This is a genomic window from Sedimentibacter sp. (genome assembly GCF_038562225.1).
GTDB lineage: Bacteria > Bacillota > Clostridia > Tissierellales > Sedimentibacteraceae > Sedimentibacter.
In genome coordinates, this window is sequence record NZ_JBCFAS010000004.1 from 45,492 (window position 1) to 67,607 (window position 22,116).

The 22,116-nt window shown below is 43.0% G+C and carries 19 protein-coding genes and 1 tRNA gene; 10 read left to right on the top strand and 10 right to left on the bottom strand.

Features of this window, described 5'->3' with window-relative positions:
• Positions 1–80: 80 nt before the first annotated feature.
• On the top strand, positions 81–1,778 hold the full coding sequence (locus AAGU76_RS15140; RefSeq protein ID WP_342486364.1) for a M3 family oligoendopeptidase: 1,698 nt from the start codon (positions 81–83) through the stop codon (positions 1,776–1,778).
• Between the two features lie 125 nt (positions 1,779–1,903).
• On the opposite strand, the gene AAGU76_RS15145 is transcribed toward AAGU76_RS15140, so the two are convergent.
• The 9 genes from AAGU76_RS15145 to AAGU76_RS15185 all read right to left on the bottom strand — a co-directional run bounded on the left by AAGU76_RS15145 (position 1,904) and on the right by AAGU76_RS15185 (position 9,180).
• Positions 1,904–3,157, bottom strand: coding sequence for a hypothetical protein (locus AAGU76_RS15145; RefSeq protein WP_342486365.1), 1,254 nt, complete (start codon positions 3,155–3,157; stop codon positions 1,904–1,906).
• A 117-nt stretch (positions 3,158–3,274) separates the two neighbouring features.
• Positions 3,275–3,805, bottom strand: a complete 531-nt coding sequence (locus AAGU76_RS15150) for an ECF transporter S component (protein WP_342486366.1) — start codon at positions 3,803–3,805, stop codon at positions 3,275–3,277.
• 76 nt (positions 3,806–3,881) lie between these two features.
• Positions 3,882–4,310, bottom strand: coding sequence for a DUF3842 family protein (locus AAGU76_RS15155; RefSeq protein ID WP_342486367.1), 429 nt, complete (start codon positions 4,308–4,310; stop codon positions 3,882–3,884).
• A 1-nt stretch (position 4,311) separates the two neighbouring features.
• Positions 4,312–4,740 carry a DUF1893 domain-containing protein gene (locus AAGU76_RS15160; RefSeq protein WP_342486368.1) on the bottom strand — a complete coding sequence of 143 codons (429 nt, stop codon included), beginning with the start codon at positions 4,738–4,740 and terminating at the stop codon, positions 4,312–4,314.
• Between the two features lie 191 nt (positions 4,741–4,931).
• Positions 4,932–5,017, bottom strand: a tRNA-Ser gene (locus AAGU76_RS15165).
• Positions 5,018–5,178: 161 nt separating this feature from the next.
• Positions 5,179–6,054, bottom strand: coding sequence for an L-serine ammonia-lyase, iron-sulfur-dependent, subunit alpha (sdaAA, locus tag AAGU76_RS15170; RefSeq protein ID WP_342486369.1), 876 nt, complete (start codon positions 6,052–6,054; stop codon positions 5,179–5,181).
• Positions 6,054–6,737, bottom strand: coding sequence for an L-serine ammonia-lyase, iron-sulfur-dependent subunit beta (gene sdaAB, locus AAGU76_RS15175; protein WP_342486370.1), 684 nt, complete (start codon positions 6,735–6,737; stop codon positions 6,054–6,056). The genes sdaAA and sdaAB overlap by 1 nt, the downstream gene beginning before the upstream one ends.
• 107 nt (positions 6,738–6,844) lie before the next feature.
• Positions 6,845–8,008 carry a dicarboxylate/amino acid:cation symporter gene (locus AAGU76_RS15180; protein ID WP_342486371.1) on the bottom strand — a complete coding sequence of 388 codons (1,164 nt, stop codon included), beginning with the start codon at positions 8,006–8,008 and terminating at the stop codon, positions 6,845–6,847.
• Between the two features lie 152 nt (positions 8,009–8,160).
• The gene (locus AAGU76_RS15185; RefSeq protein WP_342486372.1) at positions 8,161–9,180 is read right to left on the bottom strand and encodes an aldo/keto reductase; all 1,020 of its coding nucleotides are present in this window, start codon (positions 9,178–9,180) and stop codon (positions 8,161–8,163) included.
• Between the two features lie 397 nt (positions 9,181–9,577).
• Here AAGU76_RS15185 and AAGU76_RS15190 point away from each other — a divergent pair, with 397 nt between their 5' ends.
• Together AAGU76_RS15190 and AAGU76_RS15195 are read left to right on the top strand one after the other, a co-directional pair.
• Entirely contained in the window at positions 9,578–10,498 is a 921-nt protein-coding gene (locus tag AAGU76_RS15190; RefSeq protein WP_342486373.1) for a TIGR01212 family radical SAM protein, read from the top strand.
• Between the two features lie 158 nt (positions 10,499–10,656).
• Positions 10,657–12,981 carry an S-layer homology domain-containing protein gene (locus tag AAGU76_RS15195; RefSeq protein WP_342486374.1) on the top strand — a complete coding sequence of 775 codons (2,325 nt, stop codon included), beginning with the start codon at positions 10,657–10,659 and terminating at the stop codon, positions 12,979–12,981.
• A 79-nt stretch (positions 12,982–13,060) separates the two neighbouring features.
• On the opposite strand, the gene AAGU76_RS15200 is transcribed toward AAGU76_RS15195, so the two are convergent.
• Entirely contained in the window at positions 13,061–14,617 is a 1,557-nt protein-coding gene (locus tag AAGU76_RS15200) for an ABC-F family ATP-binding cassette domain-containing protein (protein WP_342486375.1), read from the bottom strand.
• Between the two features lie 173 nt (positions 14,618–14,790).
• On the opposite strand from AAGU76_RS15200, the gene alr reads away from it, so the two are divergent.
• The 7 genes from alr to AAGU76_RS15235 all read left to right on the top strand — a co-directional run bounded on the left by alr (position 14,791) and on the right by AAGU76_RS15235 (position 22,080).
• The gene (gene alr / locus AAGU76_RS15205; protein ID WP_342486376.1) at positions 14,791–15,918 is read left to right on the top strand and encodes an alanine racemase; all 1,128 of its coding nucleotides are present in this window, start codon (positions 14,791–14,793) and stop codon (positions 15,916–15,918) included.
• 8 nt (positions 15,919–15,926) lie between these two features.
• Positions 15,927–17,150, top strand: coding sequence for a serine hydroxymethyltransferase (gene glyA, locus AAGU76_RS15210; protein ID WP_342486377.1), 1,224 nt, complete (start codon positions 15,927–15,929; stop codon positions 17,148–17,150).
• Between the two features lie 225 nt (positions 17,151–17,375).
• Positions 17,376–18,557 (top strand): ABC transporter substrate-binding protein, encoded by a 1,182-nt coding sequence (locus AAGU76_RS15215; RefSeq protein WP_342486378.1) that lies wholly within the window; start codon positions 17,376–17,378, stop codon positions 18,555–18,557.
• Between the two features lie 74 nt (positions 18,558–18,631).
• On the top strand, positions 18,632–19,525 hold the full coding sequence (locus AAGU76_RS15220) for a branched-chain amino acid ABC transporter permease (RefSeq protein WP_342486379.1): 894 nt from the start codon (positions 18,632–18,634) through the stop codon (positions 19,523–19,525).
• On the top strand, positions 19,522–20,607 hold the full coding sequence (locus AAGU76_RS15225) for a branched-chain amino acid ABC transporter permease (protein ID WP_342486380.1): 1,086 nt from the start codon (positions 19,522–19,524) through the stop codon (positions 20,605–20,607). The genes AAGU76_RS15220 and AAGU76_RS15225 overlap by 4 nt, the downstream gene beginning before the upstream one ends.
• Positions 20,607–21,383: an ABC transporter ATP-binding protein gene (locus tag AAGU76_RS15230; RefSeq protein ID WP_342486381.1), complete on the top strand. Its 777-nt coding sequence runs from the start codon at positions 20,607–20,609 to the stop codon at positions 21,381–21,383. Before AAGU76_RS15225 ends, AAGU76_RS15230 begins: the two co-directional genes overlap by 1 nt.
• Entirely contained in the window at positions 21,370–22,080 is a 711-nt protein-coding gene (locus AAGU76_RS15235; RefSeq protein WP_342486382.1) for an ABC transporter ATP-binding protein, read from the top strand. Before AAGU76_RS15230 ends, AAGU76_RS15235 begins: the two co-directional genes overlap by 14 nt.
• Positions 22,081–22,116: the final 36 nt, after the last annotated feature.

Sequence of the window (22,116 nt, forward strand, 5' to 3'; positions counted from 1 at the left end):
ATTAATGTTTACAAAAATTATGTATTTTATAATATTCCTGTGGTAATATATATTTGTAAATATATGCCAGGAGGGGTCATATGAAATTTAAGGATTATGAATATGTAAGACCGGACGCGGAAGAAGTAAGAGCACAATATAAAGCATTGATAGAAAAATTCAACAATTCCGACAGCGCAGACCAGCAGTATGAAATAATAAATGAAATCAACACATTGTCAAAAAACATCGACACAATGTTCAACCTGGTGGCCATAAGGCATTCCATAAATACACAGGATGAATTCTACGACAAGGAAAACGAGTATATGGATGAGTCTTCCCCAATATTTCAAGGACTTACGGTTGATTACTACAAGGCTCTTGCCGGTTCAAGGTTCGTTGATGAGCTGAAGAAAAGAATACCTCCTCAGTACTTCACAATGGCTGAGCTCTCAGTAAGATCCTTTTCTGATGAGGTTATAGCCGACCTGCAGGAAGAAAACAAGCTTCAGAGCGAATACGACAAACTCATTTCCTCTGCAAAGATTGAACATGACGGCAAGGTTCTTAACCTGTCGCAGATGCAGCCGTACATGCAGTCACAAGACAGAAAGGCAAGAAAGGAAGCATATGAAAAGTACAGCGGATTCTTCAGGGATAACATAGAGAAGTTCGACGACATCTATGACAGAATGGTTAAGGTCAGAAACAAGATTGCCGTGAAGCTGGGATACAAAAACTTTGTGGAACTGGGCTACATAAGACTCCACCGTTCCGAATACAGCTCAAGGGACATTGAAGGCTACAGGAACCAGGTATTGAAGTACATCGTACCTCTGTCTGTTGAGCTTAGAAAACGCCAGGCAAAAAGGCTTGGAATTGAAGATTTCAAATACTATGACAAGGATCTGGATTTTACCACAGGAAATGCAAAACCAAAGGGAGACAAGGACTGGATGATTGAAAAGGCTCAAAAGATGTATTCTGAGCTTTCTGGCGAAACCAAAGAGTTCTTCAACTTCATGGTTGAAAAAGACCTGTTTGACCTGGAGACAAAGCCCAACAAGCAGTCGGGAGGTTACTGCACGTTCATTCAGAACTTCAAGTCTCCGTTTATATTTTCAAACTTCAACGGAACATCAGACGACGTGGACACCCTGACTCACGAGGCAGGTCATGCGTTCCAGGTTTACGAAAGCAGGAACATAGAGTTTCCGGAACTTATATTCCCTACATTGGAGGCCTGCGAAATACACTCCATGAGCATGGAATTCATAACATGGCCATGGATGAACCTGTTCTTTGAAGAAAACGAACTTAAGTACAAGTTCTCACATCTGGCCAGTGCCATGCTTTTCATACCGTACGGCGTGACGGTTGACGAGTTCCAGCACAGGGTTTATGAAAATCCTGACATGACTCCGTCTGAAAGAAGAGCTGTGTGGAGAGAAACCGAGAAAAAGTACCTGCCCTGGATTGACTACGATGACAACAGCTTCTATGAAGAAGGGGGCTACTGGTTCAGACAGGGACACATATTCGGTGATCCGTTTTATTACATTGACTACACTCTGGCTCAGGTTTGCGCGTTTCAGTACTGGATAAAATTCACCCAGGGAGACAGAAAAAAAGCGTGGGAAGATTACCTGCATCTTTGCAGGGTTGGAGGAAGCAAACCGTTTTTAGAGCTTCTCAAGGAAGGAAATCTAAACAGCCCCTTTGAGGACTTAACCATAGAGGCCGTGATTGAACCAATAAGAAACTGGCTGGATTCCGTGGATGACACAAAACTTTAGGATTGATTAACCACCAGCAGACTTGAATAATCTGCCTACATAAAAAATACTCCTTTCTAATTTTTAGTGAGGAGTATTTTCTATTTACATATTGATGTATTCGCCAACCTTCATAGTCTACAGTTCTATTCCGCAACGCAGAATTTTTCCTTATCCCCGATTAAGATTTGACAACTGTGTATATTAAACCTTCCTTTGCCAGTGTCGCCTGGTGTATTGAAAGCAGTAAAGCAAATTTCTTTTATTTCAGAAAAACATTCTGGATTAATTTCAGTGCTATTATTAAGCTTAAATGAATGTATTGCAACATTTTGTGTTACCGTAATCTTTTCGTCAACCAGTTTTGCGCCAGATCTATCTTTTATCTCCAGCTGAATTTCAGGTATGCCGCAATCTCCGGATACCTCTATCTGAAAATCCGATTCCCTTGAAATGTAGCTTGACCAGTCCTGATACGGACTGTTAAAGTCAAGCAGGGCCATGACAAAGTCAGGTTGATTGTTTGTGCTGCCAAAGTCCACGTCTGCCTGCAGCACGCATATCATTCCATCCATTTCGGCACAGCCAAGTTTTATATGTTCTTTATTGATTGGCTTAGCCTTGCTCAAATCAAATGAAACAATATTTCTGCATATCCAGTCATTAAAAATATTGTCTTCCTGCAAAAGCTTATCTATATTCTTAAACTGCTTCCACCTTAATTTTTTATCGGCATCCAAACTGTAAAAGCCTTCTCTTACACTTGAAACAAATATTGTCTCAGGGCTGTATTCCTTAACTATTATGCTGCTTTGACCTGTTTCACTGTCAACATATTCAAACGTGGCATATAGCCTGCAATCTCTTCTTTCTTTCCTCATAGTCCTTAACACATCAAACAGAAAACCACCTTCTATGGGCAAATTTATTTTCCATATTCCGTTTTTTATCAATAACGGATACGTGAATGCCTTGCCCAAATCTCCAACAGGATTTTTTCTTTCATCATAAGCTGTGATTGATAGTTCCAGTTTACAGATATTCTTACCCTTATTTCCTATTAACACAGATGCATAATATTTGCCCTTAGGGTTCTTCCATATCATCATGTTATTGCTGATCAACACATCATCAACGCGCCAGAACAAATTGACTGTTGTATATGCTGAAAGTATACTGATTGTAACTATTCCAAAAACCCCAAATAAATCCTGTACTATCAGGCTGTCATGCATGAGACTGCCATATCCTATAATATAGAGCAAATAATTTAGGGTTGTTTTTAAAATTCCTTCGGAATTGCCGGTTACAGCAGATAAGATTATTGACAGCAAAAAGCAGATTAAAACCATGGCAACGATAAATATAATTATTGTTCTCAAAATTTTTCTTATCTTCATGTTTTGCTCCTACGATTATTCTGATTTAAGTGGTTTCTTACTTCATTGATTATATGGCAATGGTTGTATGTATTTCAAGAAATAGTTTCTAAATTTCCATAAAAAGTTAATTTGCAGCTATGCCCTTGCTGACTTTCTCAGGTAGCCTTTAACCGCATATACCAGTGAAGGTATGAATACAAGCTGTATGATTATGCCCGGAATTCCTGTCAGCACTGCTCCCTTTACAAAAAGGACAGGGTTCATCTGCACTCCGAACAACGCAACCAGCAAAGCTACTACAATGCCTGCTGCTATTCTTCCTGCTGCCATGGCTCCTATCAGTGACAGTATCGGTGACAGGTTCATCTTTCTTGACATAAGAGAAGCTGTCAGAGCATATGTACCAAGTTCAAACATCATGATTACAGCCATGGGAAAAATTACAGGCATTCCCGTCAGTAAGCTGCTTACCAGAGGCGTAATTATTCCAAGGCACAGCGCCAGCACCGGCGACAGTACGAAGCCTCCAAGAAGCACAGGTATGTGCATGGGCAAGGCTATGGGGCCCGTAAGTCCGAAAGAGTGGAATATCATTGGAAGTATCAAGCCTGATGCCAGAAAAAGACCGCTCAATACCAGTTCTTTAGTAGTTGTTCTATTGTTCATGTTTCCTCCTGATTTGTGTGATTTGATTATGCATGTCGTGTGATCTGGAACAAAAAAACCATGAAATTAACTTTTGTTAACCTTCATGGTTTTTTTCGTCCAGTATTTTTTTCAACGATGCGGTAAGCTCATTGAAAATTGTTTTGAATTGCATGTCCTGAAGACCTACCACATCGATGTTGCACTTGCTCACCGGCAGCAAAAGCTTCCTTGCAGGACTGCTTGCTATGGCCTCGGACATTCTCGGGCTTATTTCGCCCATCATGGAATTTGCTGCTATTATGGCCAGAGGCCCGATGATGACATCCACCTTCATGCAGTTCCATGCTATTGCATTTTCTCCGGTTGCACCTTCATGGGCACCGGACCTTATCATGTTGGAGGTTGCCTGGGAGTTCGTTCCCAGAGCAATGATTTCAATATCATTGCTGTTGAAAGACTTCAGTCTTTCCACAACCTGGGCTCCTATTCCACCGCCCATTCCGTCTATTACGGCTACTCTCATTTTAAACCTTCTTTATGCTTTCAAGAAAATTTGATATTCCCTTCATGAGCTCATGTATGTCGTCCGTTTTCACAGCCATTGTTTCAACAGGGCACATGCCTGTGTTGTCGCGGTTTTTAATATACGGAGTACATTCATCATACTCAAGTATTATTTTTGTGTCTTTAATCGCGTTTATGGCGTTTTCTGAAATGAGACGCGTATTTAATGCTTTTACATTTGCATATTTACAAAGCATTGCTGCAGCCTTGCCTGTTACCTTGTCTGCAACGCTTGAACCTTCAAGTTCATCTTTAAGCTGTTCAACAGCCGTGTACAATGGTTTGATTCCTCGTTCAACACTTGAGAATACCAGCTTCTCATCCTTGACTATGGCCAGAGCAAGATTTTCTTTCCTAAGAAAATTCTTGGCTATGTCAATGTCGTTCATCCAATCAGCTCCTTAAAAAAAATAGATCAAATACTTTTGACCTCTCATATTGGGTTAGACCCGTCATATCGCAGTCTCGTTCACAATTTTATCTGCTCGCTGACGCTCGCATAAAATTGGAACTCGTTGCGTTTGACCTACCAGCAATCTGTTCTTCGCTGACGCTCGAACATATTGGGTTAGGTCATAAGCGGAAGCGGTGGGATTCGAACCCACGTGCCCTGACGGACAACCGCATTTCGAGTGCGGCTCGTTATGACCACTTCGATACGCTTCCATTGTTTATTATCATTCTGTGAATTGATGAACATTATAAGTTTATCCAAAACATACTTTATTGTCAACAGTTATTAAAAAAAATAATAAGTTTATCCACAATCAAAATACCATCCCGAAAGCAGTTAAAATCTCATTTCGCGCTTACGGGATGGCTGAATTTCACTCGTTGAATATTTCCTTTTTTAACCTCAAGGCAGTTGGTGTTATTGCAATTCCTCCTGCCGATGTTTCCCTGAGCTCAGGTGGCAAGGATTTACCCACCTTGTACATTGCCCATACTACCTCGTCAAAAGGAATCTTGCTTTTGACTCCGCTCATGGCAAGGTCGGCTGTGGTCAGGGCACTGACTGTTCCTGCTATGTTTCTTTTGGCACAGGGCACTTCCACAAGTCCTGCAACAGGGTCGCAGATAAGCCCCAGTATGTTCTTAAGTACGATGGCCCCAGCGTCCAGAGCCTGTTCCGGGGAGCCGCCCATCATTTCCACCACTGCTGCAGATGCCATGGCTGCAGCCGATCCGCATTCAGCCTGACACCCTCCTTCAGCTCCTGCCATGGTGGCGTTTTTCGCAATTATGATTCCCACTCCGGAGGCTGTGAACAGAGCATTTATTATTTCATCTTCTGTTTTTTCAAGCTTTTCTCCTGCTGAAATAACCACTGCCGGTAAAATTCCGCAGGACCCTGCCGTGGGGCATGCTACAATCCTCCCCATGGCCGCATTGACCTCAGAGGATGATATGGCTCTTGCCATGGCCCTGTTCATGAAATCTCCCGTAAGGGTTTTTTGAGAATCTGCATACTGCTTAATTTTTTTTGCATCTCCACCAATGAGGCCGCTGACTGACTTTATTGGATTTTCCTGAGCGTAGCTTGCCGAATTCATCATGACATGGAGGGTGCTTCTCATCTTTTCGATCACATCTTCCCTGTCCATCTCGCTTCTGGCCATTTCTTCCCTTATGGTGTATTCATAGATGGGTATATTTTCTTCCATACATATGTCTATTAATTCTTTTCCGCTTGAAACAAACATCACAGCACTCCTTCCAGGATGGGGTTAATAAATTTGACGTTCTCCACTTCTTCCATCTCTTTTATACTGTTTATGATTTCCTGAGGAATCATGCTGTCGGTTTCAAGGGCCATGGTGGCAGTCTTGCCTTTTCCCTTCCTGTAAACCCTCATGTTGCCTATGTTCATGTTCTCATCGTAAAAGAGTGCAGAAATTTTCGATATTACTCCAGGCAGGTCTCTGTGCTGAGTCAGAAGGGTCGGCCTTTCGCCTGTAAACTCCACTGCCTGACCGTCAATGTCAAAGACCAGTATGTTGCCTCCTCCTATGGATGAACCTGTAACCTCCGTAACCTTGTCGTCGTCCTTGGTTATGATGAACTTGACGGTGTTTGGATGAACGTCTCCTAAATCAGCCTCTATAAACACGATTTCTATTCCTTTTTCCCCGGCAATTTCAAAAGACCGTTTCAAGTCCTCATCCCAGGGATCCATGTTCAAAATTCCTGCCACCAAGGCCTTGTCAGTGCCGTGTCCCTTGTATGTCTGAGCAAATGAACCGTGAAGCAGAAATTGAACTTTTTTAATGCTGCTTCCGGCAATTGTTCCGGCAACCTTGGCCAGCCTTGCAGCCCCTGCCGTGTGTGAACTTGAGGGGCCTATCATCACGGGTCCTACAATATCAAAAACTCCATAGTCTCGCATAGTTTTCTCCTCATCTTTTTACCTTATTTTATATATTTTTTCATATATTTACAACATGAATTTATTTATTTCTGCAAAGCCAACTCTTATTTGCCGGAATACCGACGTCATTCCTTGCTTACAGTATCTACAATCATTGCAACTGCCTGGTCTCCGGAAACATTGCATGCTGTTCCGAAGCTGTCCTGTGCAATGTAAAGGGCAATCATAAGAGCAATCATTGGCTCAGTGAATCCCAGTATAAGCTCCAGAAGGCCCAGCGATGCCATAACAGCTCCTCCCGGAACGCCGGGTGCCGCAACAATGGTTATACCAAGCATTGCTATGAAGCCTGCAAACAAGTTCAAGGTAATCGGATAACCGTTAAGCATCATTACAGACATGGCGCATGTAGTCAGCGTTATGGTGCTGCCCGACATGTGGGTGGTCGCACAAAGAGGGATTACAAATTCTCTTATTCCCTTTGATATGTTCATCCTTTCAGAGCATTGAAGGTTTACCGGTATTGTTGCTGCAGATGACTGGGTACCCAGCGCCGTAAGATATCCCGGTACCTGAAGCCTCAGGCTCTTGAACAGGTTTTTCCTGCTGATTGTGCAGCCCACTGCAAACTGGAACACTATGATTGTCAGATGCATTGCTATGACTATCAAAAATACCTTCCAGAACACCGAAAATACCGTAGCTACCTGCCCCGTGTGTGTCATGTTCACAAACACGCCTACAATGTATACGGGAAGCAGCGGAATAATGACACCTTCAATAACCTTTGTGATTATTTTTTGAAATCCGTCTGCTGCTTTTCTCAGAGGTTCATTGTTTGTGGCTGAAATTCCAAGACCCAGAATAAACGCAAGTATGAGGGCTGAAACAACCTGCATTATTGCCGGCATGGCCACAGTGAAAAACGGCTCCAGTTCAGCTCTTGATTCAGTGATTCCGCTTGCTGTATCAGGAGTTATAAAATTCGGCAAAATTGTCGAACCCACGAAGTATGCGGCAAATCCGGAAATAAGCGTGAAGCCGTATGCTATGGCCACGGTTATACCCAGGAGCCTTCCTGCCCCCGTTCCAAGCTCGGCTATTCCTGAGGTAACAAATCCCACTATCAAAAGCGGTATTATGAAGCCCAGGAAGTTGCCGAATATTGAACTGAATGTTACAAATATTCTGTTTATCCAGTCCGGAGCAATACTTCCAAGGATCAATCCTACGATTATGCCTATTATGATTCTTGAAATCAAACCTAATTTGAATTTCTTATCTGCCATTTGACTCTCCTTAATCAATTATTTTAAATGAATATATTGTTATGCATAGATTGCAATATGCTTAATATATCCATCATGAAATCTATTATACTTAAAGAGAGTCATGAGCTTTATTTTAAAAAACAAAATCCAGCCTTTGGCTGGACTTTTATTTATTGAACGTTCTTGAACGTTTCAACGGCGTGTTTAAGTTTTTCCACAATCGGAAGCTTATACGGGCATTTGCTTTCGCATTTGCGGCATCTCACACAAGCATCCGCCTTAACAGGAAGCGAGTCATACCTGGTCTTTCCGTATTCCGGCAGGTTGTACCTTGTAGCGTAGCCTTCAAATACAAATACGTTTGGTATATCTATTCCCTCGGGGCACGGCTTGCAGTATCCGCATCTTCTGCAGAATTCATTGCCAAGGGATTGTACTTCCTTTTGGATTTCTTCTATTTCCTCCTGGGTAAGAGGTCCTGCAGATTCTCCTACGGCTGCATTTTCTGCAACCTGGATGATTGAATCCATTCCCGGAATGGCGATCGTAACCAAATTGCTGTTTATGATGTACTTCAGCGATAGTCTTCCATTTGTCAATGCTCCCCCTGCTATTGGCTTCATGGCTATTGTTCCCATCCCCTTATCCAGGGCTTTTCTGAAAAGATCTGTTCCCTGGGACTCTACCGGGTTGAATGGAAACTGCACCGTTTCAAACTCATCGCGCTCTATTGCTTTCATTAGTATTTCTCTTATGTGTCCTGTTATTCCTATGTGTCTTATGAGTCCCTTTTCCTTGGCCTCCACAAGAGCCTTCAACGCCCCGTTTTCTGAAAGAACCGTTTCCAGCTGCTCCATTTTGCTGACATTGTGAACCTGGTACAGGTCTATATAATCCAGCTGCATAGTATTGAGGCTTAATTCAATGGACTTATTCATATTTTCATAGTCATACGCCATTGCCTTAGTGGCAATGTAGAAATTCTCCCGGCCGGCAGCCTTAAGGGCATTACCGATGTATTCCTCACTGACCGTGTATCCTCTGGCTGTGTCAATGAAGTTTATTCCTTTTTCTTTGCACTCCAGAATTATTTTTATAGCTTCTTCCTGATTTACTCTTTGTATGGGGATTCCGCCGAAACCGATGACAGAAACCTCCATTCCCGTATTCCCTAACATTCTTTTCTTCATATCCATACCTCTGTTTTATTTCATCTTATTATATGATTATATATTAGATGCTTTTCGACGTCAAACCTAATGACAAATTTTATGGATAAAACAAAACATCCGGCAGAAGCTGCCGGACATTTTTATGATTTGGAAGAAGATAAAAAAAGTATTATCTGATATGATTATTGACATATTACAGATTATTATTCATTCTTTTCATGACATATTGCGACATTGTTTTCAAAAAAATTCCAAAAATAATTTATGTTGTTTTTTTCCCTCTTTCAACCTAAAATGTGCACATTTGTGGATAAATCTGTTGACAAGTACCAAAAAAAGCATTAAATTTGTGTATAACTTCTTTAAACAAATCTTGTAGCCTGTGTATAACTCATAGAAATGTGCGGTGATTATTATGTGGAACGACAAAAATTATCATACCCTGGACTGGGAACTGAAAAATATTTTTGGAGAAAAAACAATTAAACTGTCCATCGACGGCGGCTTTACATGCCCAAACAGAGATGGAACAAAGGGGAGCAAGGGCTGCATTTTTTGCAGTGAAAGAGGCTCCGGAGATTTCAACTCGGATTGCAGCAAATCCATACGTGAACAAATTGTAGAACAAAAACAAATAATGTCTAAAAAGTGGAATAGCTCCACATGTATCGCCTATTTCCAGAACTACACTAACACATATGACAATGTTGAAAACCTGAGGAAAAAATATCTTGAAGCACTGAGGTGTGAAAATATCAAAGGCCTTGCCATAGCCACCAGACCAGACTGCATTGACGAAGAAACCGCAGAACTCCTTTCTGAACTTAACGAAAAGACATTTCTTTGGGTGGAGCTGGGGCTTCAGACAACCGATGAAAGATCATCAAACTTTATAAGAAGGGGCTACAGCCTCGATACATTCAACAGCTGTGTACAACTTCTAAGAAAGCATGGAATAAGGACAGTTATCCACATCATCCTTGGTCTTCCCACAGAAACCCGGGATCAGATGCTCAGTACGATTTCATACGTTTCCGAGCAAAAACCATGGGGAGTGAAGCTGCATATGCTTCATGTGCTAAAGAACACCGATCTGGCTGAGTATTTTAATAAAACTCAATTCCACCTGCTATCTCTGGATGAATATGTGGAGCTTGTTTGCGATTCCCTGGAAATCCTGGATAAAAACATAGTTATCCACAGAATAACCGGCGACGGGAAGAAATCCAATCTGATTGAACCCAGGTGGACCCTTAACAAGCTGAAGGTACTTTCAGACATAGACAGAGAACTTAAAAACAGGGGCAGCTATCAGGGAAAATACGCCCCATTGTAATGTTACTGTAATACTACCACGTCTGTTTTATAATATAATTGATATAAGAAATACTGTAATTTTTATAGTATTTTTTTATTGTTTAAAAGCAATATATGGCAGAAGATACATACATGTTGATAATTAATAATTTATTCTAAAATGGGTGAAAAAATGAAATGAAAAAAATATTGTTGATAGTATTGGTTATGGTACTGGCCTTCGGTGCAGCTGCATATGCATCTGGCTTTCCTGATATAAATAAGGATGCTCACCTTGAGGAAGCTGTAGGCTTGCTGCAAAGCTACGGTATTGTTCAGGGATATCCTGACGGAACATTTAAGCCTGACAAATCCGTAACCCGTGCTGAGATGGCAAAAATTATGACCGTTGCAGCCGGATACTACGAATATTCAAAAAATATGACCTCCGTCTATGAAGACATGCGCGGACACTGGGCTGAAAGCTATGTTGAACTGGCCAACGTTCTGAATATAGTAAAGGGTATATCTCCAACAACCTATGGTCCCGACAACGTAATCAAATTTGATGAGGCCTACACCATGATAGTAAGGCTTCTGGGATACAGCGACGAAGCCCTTCAGGGCAGCTGGCCCACAAACTACCTTGAAAAATCCAGAGAACTGAATTTGTTTGAAAACGTGGATACTTCAAAGATATATGCATCCAGAAGAGACATAAGCATCATGCTTTACAACGCCATGAAGATGAATCTTGTTGCATCCAAAGACAACAAAAGCGTATATTCAACGGGCAAGACACTCTTGTCGAAGCTTGGTGAAGTGAAAACGAGGGAAATAACACTGACCGACCTTAAAACAGAAAGCTTTGACTATACAGACTATCTTTTCAACAAATGGGATGTGTACTACGATAACACAGGAAAGACAGTGTACGTAACAAATCCTAGACACAATGAATTTTCCGGAACAGTAACCAGTTTGCTGTCCAACAGGGTTATTTTTGTAACCGACAACTACGGAAATGTAAGGGCCTTTCAGCTTCCTGAAGTACCCATCGTCATAAACGGCAAGAAAGGCAGCTTCTCAAATCTTGAGAATAGCCGCATCAAGGTTGTATACGAAGATGATTCCTTCAACGGTGACGTTATAGGCATAATTGCCTACAAGGAAACCGACGTGAAAGTGATCGGAAGGAACGACCTGTACAAGGAAGGCAGCAGATATTTCGCAGGGAAATCACTGCCGGTCACATCATCCTATGACATCAATTACAACAAGCTTCACATAACCGGTGACGCTTCCATGCTTTCAGACATCAGAACAAATGACGTAGTTTATTTTTACGAGACAAATGAATCTGACAGAGCAACGGCTTTGACTCTGAATGTGGTGAGAAATCAGACCACCGGCACAGTCACAGAAGCCTTAACAATGGGCAATGCAACTTACTACACTGTAAACAGCATAAGCTACAAGACAGGCGAAAACTTCATTTTCACCGAAAAGGCCTCCCTGAACGACAGGGTTACCCTGATACTTGACAAAAACAACAACATAATGAAGGTTAACATATTGAGCTACGGAAAATTCCCGTCAACATTCGGAATAGTCCTCAGCTCGTCAGGCAGCACCAACGGCAGCGCAACCGCAAAAATAATGGATGAATCGGGAAACGTAAAAAGCTACCAGCTAGCAGACAACTCAAGCGTAGTCAGCGTATACGAATCAGGTTCAGATCTGGTTAAACAATCTTTGATTAAAACAAACGACTTTGTGAAATTCGACCCTGTTACAAGCGGCACATTGAAAATCATAAGCCTAATGCCTGCAAAGTACGTATCAAGCAGCTACAGCAGCCAGTCACACACATTGTCAAACGGCTACTGGATTTCTCCTGACACATACATTGTGTACGAGAGCAACAACAAGTACCAGCTGCTGGAAGAAAGCCAGCTCGATTCATACCTGGAAGGCAAGGCGGTAATCGGATACAAAGGCCACATAGAAGCACTGTACCTCACAAAGGGAATCAAGCCCACAAGCTATGTGACAGTTACTCCTGAAACACCTCAAAGCTACAACGGAACAATTTACAGCATGATAAAAGGCGTCACCAAAATTGACAGCAGCACCAGCCACGTTCAGTTCTTCAACAACGGCAACGTGTTCTCTGTTTCAAACTCTTCGGCTGCAGGTCTGAAAGTGTCATCGGTAATGAACACATATGTGAAGGCTGTAATCGTGAATGGAGTTATTTCAAGCATTGATAGGTTAACCCCGGAAACGGAAAAAATAAAGATAACCCAGGTTTATTCAAATCAGCTTCTCATAGACGGAATAACCTACATGGAGTACTCCTCCGATGCATCGGTTTACATCTGCACATTTGACAGTTCAGGAAACATAACAAACTTCAAATCAGGCTCCAAAACAGACATCAAATCAGGCTCCACAGCACAGCTTTACGACCTGTACGGAGGCTTTGACGGCATCATAGACGTGGTCCTGATATTCAATTAAGAATGAATAACAAAAAACTAGGCACAGCCTAGTTTTTTCATTTAATTCTTCATTCTTAATTATTAATTCTTAATTGCCCTTACACGATTTTCGTCGTGAAGTCTTCGATGTTCCACACATCTGTTATGAAACTCTCATAGAAGTAAGGTTCGTGGCTTACAAGAAGCACCGTTCCCTTAAACTCCCTTATGGCCTTTTCCAGTTCGTCCTTTGCTTCCGGGTCAAGATGGTTGGTAGGCTCGTCAAGTACCAGGAAATTAAGTTCCTTCAGAAGTATCTTGCACAGCCTTACCTTGGCATTTTCTCCTCCGGACAGAACCTTCATCATGCTTGTTATGTTTTCGGTTGTCAGTCCGCAGCGGGCCAGTTCCAGCCTCACCTCATGGTTGGTCAGGGACGGGTATTCGTTCCATACCTCATCAAGCGCTGTCCTGGAGTTGTTCTTTGAATCCTCCTGCTCGAAGTAGCCGTAAACAACATTTTCGCCAAAGGTCACTGAACCGCTTATGGGAGGAATTATCCCCAGCATTGTTTTCAGAAGCGTTGACTTTCCTAAACCGTTCACTCCCACCAGGGCAATTTTTTTGTTTCTTTCAACCTGGAAGTTCAAGGGCTTTGTCAGCGGATGGTCGTATCCGATAACAAGATCCTTTGCATCGATAAGGAATCTGCTTGGGGCCTTAGTTTCCTTGAACCTGAATGACGGTTTCGGCTTGTCTCTTGGCCTTTCCAGAATATCCATTTTCTCAAGCTGCTTCATTCGGCTGTTTGCCATTCCCCTTGTTGCAACACGGGCCTTGTTTCTTGCTATGAAATCTTCAAGCTTTCCTATTTCCTTCTGCTGCTTCTCGTATTCCCTTTCTTCCTTCTGCTTGTTCAGCTCATATATGCGCGTAAACTCGTCATAGTTGCCCACATATCTTGTGAGCGAACAGTTTTCCACGTGATATATGATGTTGCACACGTTGTTTATGAATGGAATGTCGTGGGATATGAGGATAAATGCATTTTCATAGTTCTGCAGGTAGTTTGTGAGCCAGTAAATATGGTTTTCATCCAGATAGTTTGTAGGCTCATCCAGCAGCAGTATGGTTGGGTTCTGCAAAAGAAGCTTTGTAAGAAGAACCTTGGTTCTCTGTCCTCCGCTGAGCTCGTCTACAACCCTGTCCAGTCCTATGTCTACAAGTCCCAGGCCGTTGGCAACTTCCTCTATCTTGGAATCTATGACGTAAAATCCGCTGCTGTCCAATATTGTCTGAATATCAGCAGCATCCTCCATCATCCTTGCTACCTCTTCGTCGCCTGCATAGGCCATATCCTCGTAGAGCTTCAGCAGTTCCTCCTCCATCCTGAACAAACTGTCAAATGCCAGTCTCAGGTTTTCTCTTATGGTCGTTCCCGGCTTCAGGGCTGAATGCTGGTCAAGATATCCCACAGTGACCCTCTTTGACCACTCCACAGTTCCTTCGTCAGGCATCAGCTTTCCAATTATAATATTTAAAAATGTAGACTTCCCTTCGCCGTTGGCTCCTATCAAAGCAACATGCTCACCCTTTAACAGCCTGAATGAAACATTCTCAAGAATTGATCTTGCTCCGAAGCCATGGCTTACATTTCTTACGTCTAATACGCTCATACTTTCTCCTTAATTTGATTACTTCCCATATAATAATAAAAAATGATGTCGTTGTAAATATTTTTTTCGATAAAATGTTACTTTTAGATACAATTTTGCCGGACTGCATTGATTTAATAACAGCTATTTGATATAATTTAACTGATGAGTAAATTTTAGGAGGAAACTAGTAAATGAACGGAAAATTAAGACCGGCCTGGATAGAAATAAACAGAGAAAAGGCCATTCATAACTTCCTGGAAGTAAGAAGAGCCGTTGGACCGAACGTTAAGGTATGCGCTGTTGTTAAAGCTGACAGCTACGGTTTGGGAGCCATTGAAATGTCTAAAATGTACCTTGAAAACGGCGCTGACATGTTTGCTGTTGCCGTTATGGATGAAGCGCTGGAACTTCGTAGCGAAATAAATGGTAAAGACATTCTGGTTCTGGGATACACCAACGAGGAATATTATGAAGATGCCATCAACAACGACATAACACTTACTATCTATAACCGTGATCATGCTGTGAAACTAAATGAGACAGCAAAAAAACTCAACAAGTCTGCAAAGATTCACATAAAGGTCGAAACCGGAATGAACAGGCTTGGTTTCCTTCCTACCGAAGAAAATGCAGATACAGTGGCTGAAATCTCCAGGATGGAAAATATTCAGCTTCTTGGCGCCTTTTCGCACCAGGCAAAAGCCGACGAAAAAGACAAGACCACAGCACACATGCAGGCAGGAAGGTTCCTTGACTTCATGAACATGCTTGAAAAAAGAAATGTAGACATATCTGTAAAGCACATTGCCAACAGCGCAACCATAATAGAAATGCCGGAGTATTACTTCGACATGGTTCGTCCCGGCATCATCCTTTACGGATTTTATCCGTCAGATGAAGTAAACAAGGATGAATATAAATTCCAGGTATGCGCAACCTTAAAGGCGAGGGTTGCAAATGTAAAGACATTACAAGCCGGTGAAGGAATAGGTTACGGACATCTGTTCAAAACCGACAAACCGACAGTTGTGGGTACGATTCCTTTGGGATACGCAGACGGCTATTCCAGGCTTTTGTCCAACAAGGGCCATGTAGTTGTCAAGGGGGTTAAATGCCAAATCCTGGGAAAGGTATGCATGGACCAATTCATGGTTGACCTGTCACAGGTGGATAATCCACAGATTGGCGATGTGGCCATAGTGTACGGAGACGGCACTGACGGAGCCATGACAGCCGAGGATGTTGCCAGCATGAGAGGCACCATTTCTTATGAGGTTTTGACAAACTTAAGCAGAAGACTCCCAAGAACATATGTATAGGAGGAAATATGGATTTTAACTTAATTGAAAAAAATGACATTGACCTGTTCAGTGCCATGATGGAAGAAAAAGACAGACAAAACAAGAACATCGAGCTCATAGCTTCGGAAAACTTTGTATCAGAAACGGTTTTGCAGGCTATGGGAAGCCACCTTACAAACAAGTATGCGGAAGGATACCCGGGCAAAAGGTATTACGGCGGCTGCGAATTTGTTGACAAGGTTGAAAACCTTGCAAGGGAAAGAGCAAAAAAGATTTTCGGTGCAGACCACGCCAACGTGCAGCCTCACTCCGGTTCCAACGCCAACTTCGGCGTGTACTTTTCCGTGCTTAAGCCCGGAGACAAAATCCTGGGAATGGATTTATCCCATGGCGGACACCTTACGCACGGAAGCCCGGTCAACATGTCAGGAGCATATTTCAACGTTGTTTTCTACGGAGTCAACAAGGAAACAGAAACCATTGATTATGACCAGGTAAGAGAAATAGCAAAGAAAGAACAGCCGAAAATGATTGTTGCCGGAGCAAGCGCTTATTCAAGATTCATTGACTTCAAAGCATTCAGGGAAATAGCCGATGAGGTGGGTGCATACTTTATGGTTGACATGGCTCACATTGCAGGTCTGATTGCAGCAAAGCTTCATCCTAATCCGGTTGAATATGCAGATTTTGTCACTACGACCACCCACAAGACTCTAAGAGGTCCAAGGGGAGGAATGATACTGTGCAAGAGCGAGTTTGCCCAGAAAATTGACAAGGCAATATTCCCGGGAATACAGGGCGGACCGCTGATGCACGTCATAGCAGCCAAGGCTGCATGCTTCAAGGAAGCCATGGAACCAGACTTTGCAGCTTACCAGCAGCAAATTATCAGCAACGCCAAGGTGCTTTCAACTGAGCTCATGAACAAGGGATTCAGGATAGTTTCAGGAGGAACAGACAACCACCTGATGCTTGTGGACCTGAGAAACAAGAACCTCACAGGCAAGGAAGCAGAAAAGATGCTGGATGAAATCCATATCACCACAAACAAGAACACCATTCCTTACGACCCGCAAAGCCCGTTTGTAACCAGCGGCCTGAGAATAGGAACTCCTGCAGTTACAACAAAGGGAATGAAGGAAGCAGAAATGACCGAGCTGGCCGACATCATAGACAGCGCTCTTGAAAGAAAACAATCTGAGGAAAAGCTCAAGGAAAGAGTGTTGGATCTGACATCCAGATTCAATTAGCATAAAGAGGACTAACCTTTAATATATATATAAAAGGAAGTCCTCTTTTAATTTGCAAATTAATAGAAAAATCGCAAGTTTTAATTTTAAAAACAATGTTTGTCCATTGTACGCAAAACAAAGAATATTGTGTCCGTAAAGCGGAAAATTAACTTGCAAAAAAGCTTTTCCGGTGGTATAATCATAAATATTTTATAAATAAAATAAAATAAGAGGAGAAGAGTTATGAAAAGATTATTGTCTTTATTTTTGTGCCTGGCTATGGTGCTTTCACTGTTTACGGGCTGTACAAAGAGTGAACCAAAAACAACCGGCGATGCTGCTTCAGGCGGCTCAGACGTTATTAAAATAGGTGTTTTCGAACCACTGACAGGTGAAAACGGAGGCGGAGGACTTCAGGAACTTGATGGAATCAAGTACGCCAACAAAATGTATCCTGAAGTTTTAGGAAAGAAAATCGAGCTTGTAATCGTTGATAACAAAAGTGATAAGGGCGAAGCAACAACTGCCGTTACAAGACTTATCGAAAAGGACAAGGTTGTAGCAATAATAGGTTCCTACGGTTCAGGTGTTTCAATTGCTGCCGGCGACATCATCAAAAATGCCAAGATTCCTGCAATGGGCGCTTCCTGTACAAACCCGATGGTTACTCAGGGCAATGAATTCTACTTCCGTGCCTGCTTCCTGGATCCATTCCAGGGAAGGGTAATGGCAAACTACGCTTTGCAGCAGGGTGCTAAGACAGCAGCCGTAATCATGCAAAACGGAGACGATTACTCAGTTGGTCTTGGAAACTTCTTCATTGACGCTTTCAAGGAACTGACAGGAGATCCGAACAGTATAGTTGATGTTTCAGAGTTCCAGGTTAACGACACTGACTTCAATGCAATCCTGACAAACATAAAGGCTAAAAACCCTGACGTAATATTCGCACCAAGCTCAGCAACAACAGCTCCGCTGATCATTAAACAAGCAAGAGCACTGGGAATTAAAGGCCTAATCATGGGCGGCGACACCTGGGAAAACCCTGCAGTTATAGACGTTGCCGGAGCAGATGCTGAAGGTATTGTACTGTCAACATTCTTCGATGAAAACGACCCTGCCACTGAAGAAGCTAAATCCTTTGTACAAGGCTACAAGGCAGAGCTTGCAGGTAAAGAGCCTATAATCCCTGCAGTTGCAGCTTTGGGATATGACGCTTATCTGCTGGTAAGAGATGCCATCGAACGCGCAGGTTCAACCGACGGAACCGCAATCCGTGACGCACTGGCAGCAACAAAGGATTTCGAAGGTGTTACAGGTGTTATTAACTTCACTGAAGAAGGCGATGCAGACAAGAACATTGCTGTTATCAAGACAGTAAAAGACGGTCAGTTTGTATACATCGATACAGTAGAAGTAAAATAATTGCTTAATGAAATTACAGGGCGGACTGTTCGTTCGCCCTTTTGCAATTATTCAACAAATATGGAGGAAAAAGTATGACTTTTGAAGTATTCATGCAGCAGCTGGCCAACGGTATATCCATAGGCAGTCTATATGCTTTGCTGGCCATCGGTTACACAATGGTTTACGGAATTTTAAGGCTCATAAATTTCGCCCACGGCGATATATTCATGATGGCAGCATACTTTATGGTATTCAGCATGGTAAACTTCGGTTTACCGTGGTATGCAGCAGCCGTTGTAGTAATAGTAGCGTCAGTGGCACTGGGTGTGCTCATAGAAAGAGCGGCGTACAAGCCGCTGCGCGACGCACCGCGTATGTCAATAATGATATCAGCAATAGGAGTGTCCTTTTTATTGGAAAACCTTGCAACCTACCTGTTCACAGGAGTGCCCAAGGGATTTCCGGACATCAAGCTGCTGACCAGGGCCATAACCATAGGCGACGTGTCCTTGTCCGTTGTTACGTTGGTTACGCCCGTAGTAACCATATTTCTTCTGTTTGTGGTTTTGTTCATCACAAACAAGACTAAAATCGGAATGGCCATGAGAGCAGTATCAAAGGATTTTGAAACCGCACGCCTCATGGGAATAAACATCAACAGGGTAATATCCACAACGTTTATCATAGGATCTTCTCTTGCGGCAGTGGGAGCAATCCTGTGGGGATCAAAGTATCCTTCCGTTATTCCGCTGATGGGCGTAATGCCCGGACTCAAGTGCTTCATAGCAGCTGTCCTCGGCGGTATAGGAAACACTACCGGAGCCGTGCTTGGAGGATTTATATTGGGAATGGCTGAAATTATGCTTGTGTCCTTCCTGCCGTTACTTACGGGATACAGGGATGCCATAGCATTCATAATACTAATAATTATTTTGATTGTTAAGCCTACGGGACTTCTTGGAGAGAAGGTGACTGATAAAGTATGATAGAAAACAAGAAAACCAACAACTTAATGAAGAATCTGATGCTTGCAGTTATTTTTGCAGCATTCATAGTGCTTTTGGACACTGACGTCATCGGTGACGACTATGTGCGCCGTGTGCTTAACCTTGCGGCAATATACGCCATCGTCAGCGTCTCCATGAACCTGGTTAACGGCTTTACCGGTCTTTTTTCTCTTGGGCAGGCAGGCTTCATGGCTATAGGAGCTTACAGCGTGGCAATATTCACTGTTCCCCTGGAAGCCAGAAAGGCAATATTTTACGTCGTACCGCAAAATCCTGTGCTGGCAGCCATTCACCTTCCGTTCCCCGTTGCGTTGATTCTGGGAGGACTTATGGCAGCTCTGGTTGCAGTTCTTATCGGTCTTCCTGTATTAAGGCTCAAGAGCGATTATCTGGCCATAGCAACACTGGGTTTTTCAGAAATTATCCGTATAATTTTCACCAACCTGAAGTCCATAACCAACGGCGCGCTGGGAATAAAAAGCATTCCCAAGATGCCAACCATGTGGGTTTTCTTCGGAGTTATGATCCTGTCAGTGATTTTCATTGTTCTTCTCATTAACTCCAGCTATGGAAGGGCCTTCAAGGCCATAAGGGAAGACGAGATAGCAGCTGAAGCCATGGGCATAAATCTGTTCAAACACAAGGTCATGTCCTTTGCAATCGGAGCCTTCTTCGCAGGCATAGGAGGAGGACTACTGGCATCTTTACTTGGAACGGTTGACCCCAAACAGTTCTACTTCACCATGACGTACAACTTCCTGCTCATCATAGTGCTTGGCGGAATGGGAAGCATCTCCGGAACTGTCATAGCGTCATTCGTTGTTACCGTAGGGCTTGAGCTTCTGAGATTTTTCGATGAGCCGCTGCAGCTGTTCGGATACAATGTTGCAATTTTCAGGGCAGGCTTCCGTATGGTAATATTCTCGGGTCTTCTCATGATACTGGTACTGTTCTTCAGAAACGGCCTGCTGGGGCAGAAAGAACTGTCCTGGAAAATGGTAGGTAATCTGTTTAAGAAAAAACCTCCCACTAATAAGACCAAAGAAGGAGGTGCATCATAATGAGCGTTCTGAAAGTAGAAAATGTCGTAATGCAGTTCGGCGGCGTCGTAGCAGTGAACAACCTGAACATTGAGGTTGAAAAAGGTCACATACAGGCCCTCATTGGACCAAACGGTGCAGGAAAGACCACTGCCTTCAACGTAATAACGGGCGTATACCAGCCCACCAGAGGAAATGTGTACTTCAACGATGAAATAATCACGGGACTGACTCCCGACAAAATAGCTGCAAAGGGTATTGCAAGAACATTCCAGAACATAAGGCTTTTCAAGAACCTTACAGTCTTGGACAACATACTCATTGCAAACCATCTGCATGTGAAGAGCAACTTCATATCAAGCGCCCTGCGACTTCCCTGGTCAAAAGCCGAGGAAAGACGAATGAGAGAAAAATCTGAGATGCTTCTTGACAAGCTGGGCCTTTTGAGGCTGAAAAACGAAGTGGCCAACTCTCTTCCCTACGGCGAACAGAGAAAGCTTGAGATAGCCAGAGCACTGGCGACGGATGCAAATCTTTTGCTGCTGGATGAACCTGCCGCCGGGATGAATCCACATGAGACCATGGAGCTTTCTTCATTCATCCACACCATAAGGGATGAGTTCAACCTTACCATATTCATGATTGAACACCACATGGATCTGGTAATGCAGATATCCGACAAAATATATGTGCTGGACTTTGGACAGCTTATTGCAGCGGGTACTCCCAGCGAGGTAAAGAACAACCCGAGAGTAATAGAAGCTTATCTGGGGGTGGAAGAAGATGCTGAAAATTAACAACCTGCATGTAAACTACGGCGGTATTTCCGCAGTAAAGGGCATTAGCATCAACGTGCCGGAAAAATCAATAGTGACCCTGATAGGAGCTAACGGAGCCGGAAAGAGCACAACTCTAAGGGCTATAGCCGGACTTGTGAAGGCAAGCCAGGGTGAAATAACCTTCCAGGGTGAAAATATCCTTGGAAAGGACACCATCGATATCGTAGCAAAAGGAATCACGCTTGTTCCTGAAGGCAGAAGGGTGTTTGCTAACCTCACGGTTCTTGAAAACCTGAAAATCGGCGCATACCTTCAAAAGGAAGGAATCGAAGAAAACATACAGAGAGTTTACGATTTGTTTCCAAGGCTGAAAGAAAGAGCGTGGCAGTTTGCCGGAACGCTGTCAGGCGGCGAGCAGCAGATGCTGGCTGTTGGAAGGGCCCTCATGGCAAAACCGAAGCTCATTATGATGGATGAACCGTCACTGGGGCTTGCACCACTCATTGTAAACGGAATATTTGACATCATTAAGGAAATAAACAAGCAAGGAACAACCATACTCCTAATAGAGCAAAATGCCAACAAGGCTCTCAAGGTTGCAGATTACGGCTACGTTCTTGAAACAGGCAACATCACAATGGAAGGCAAGGGGCTTACGCTGCTGCAGGACGAGAGGGTCAAGGAAGCTTACCTTGGTTCCTCAAAGGCGAAGTAACAGAAATACTATAATTAGAATAAAAAACGGAGAATC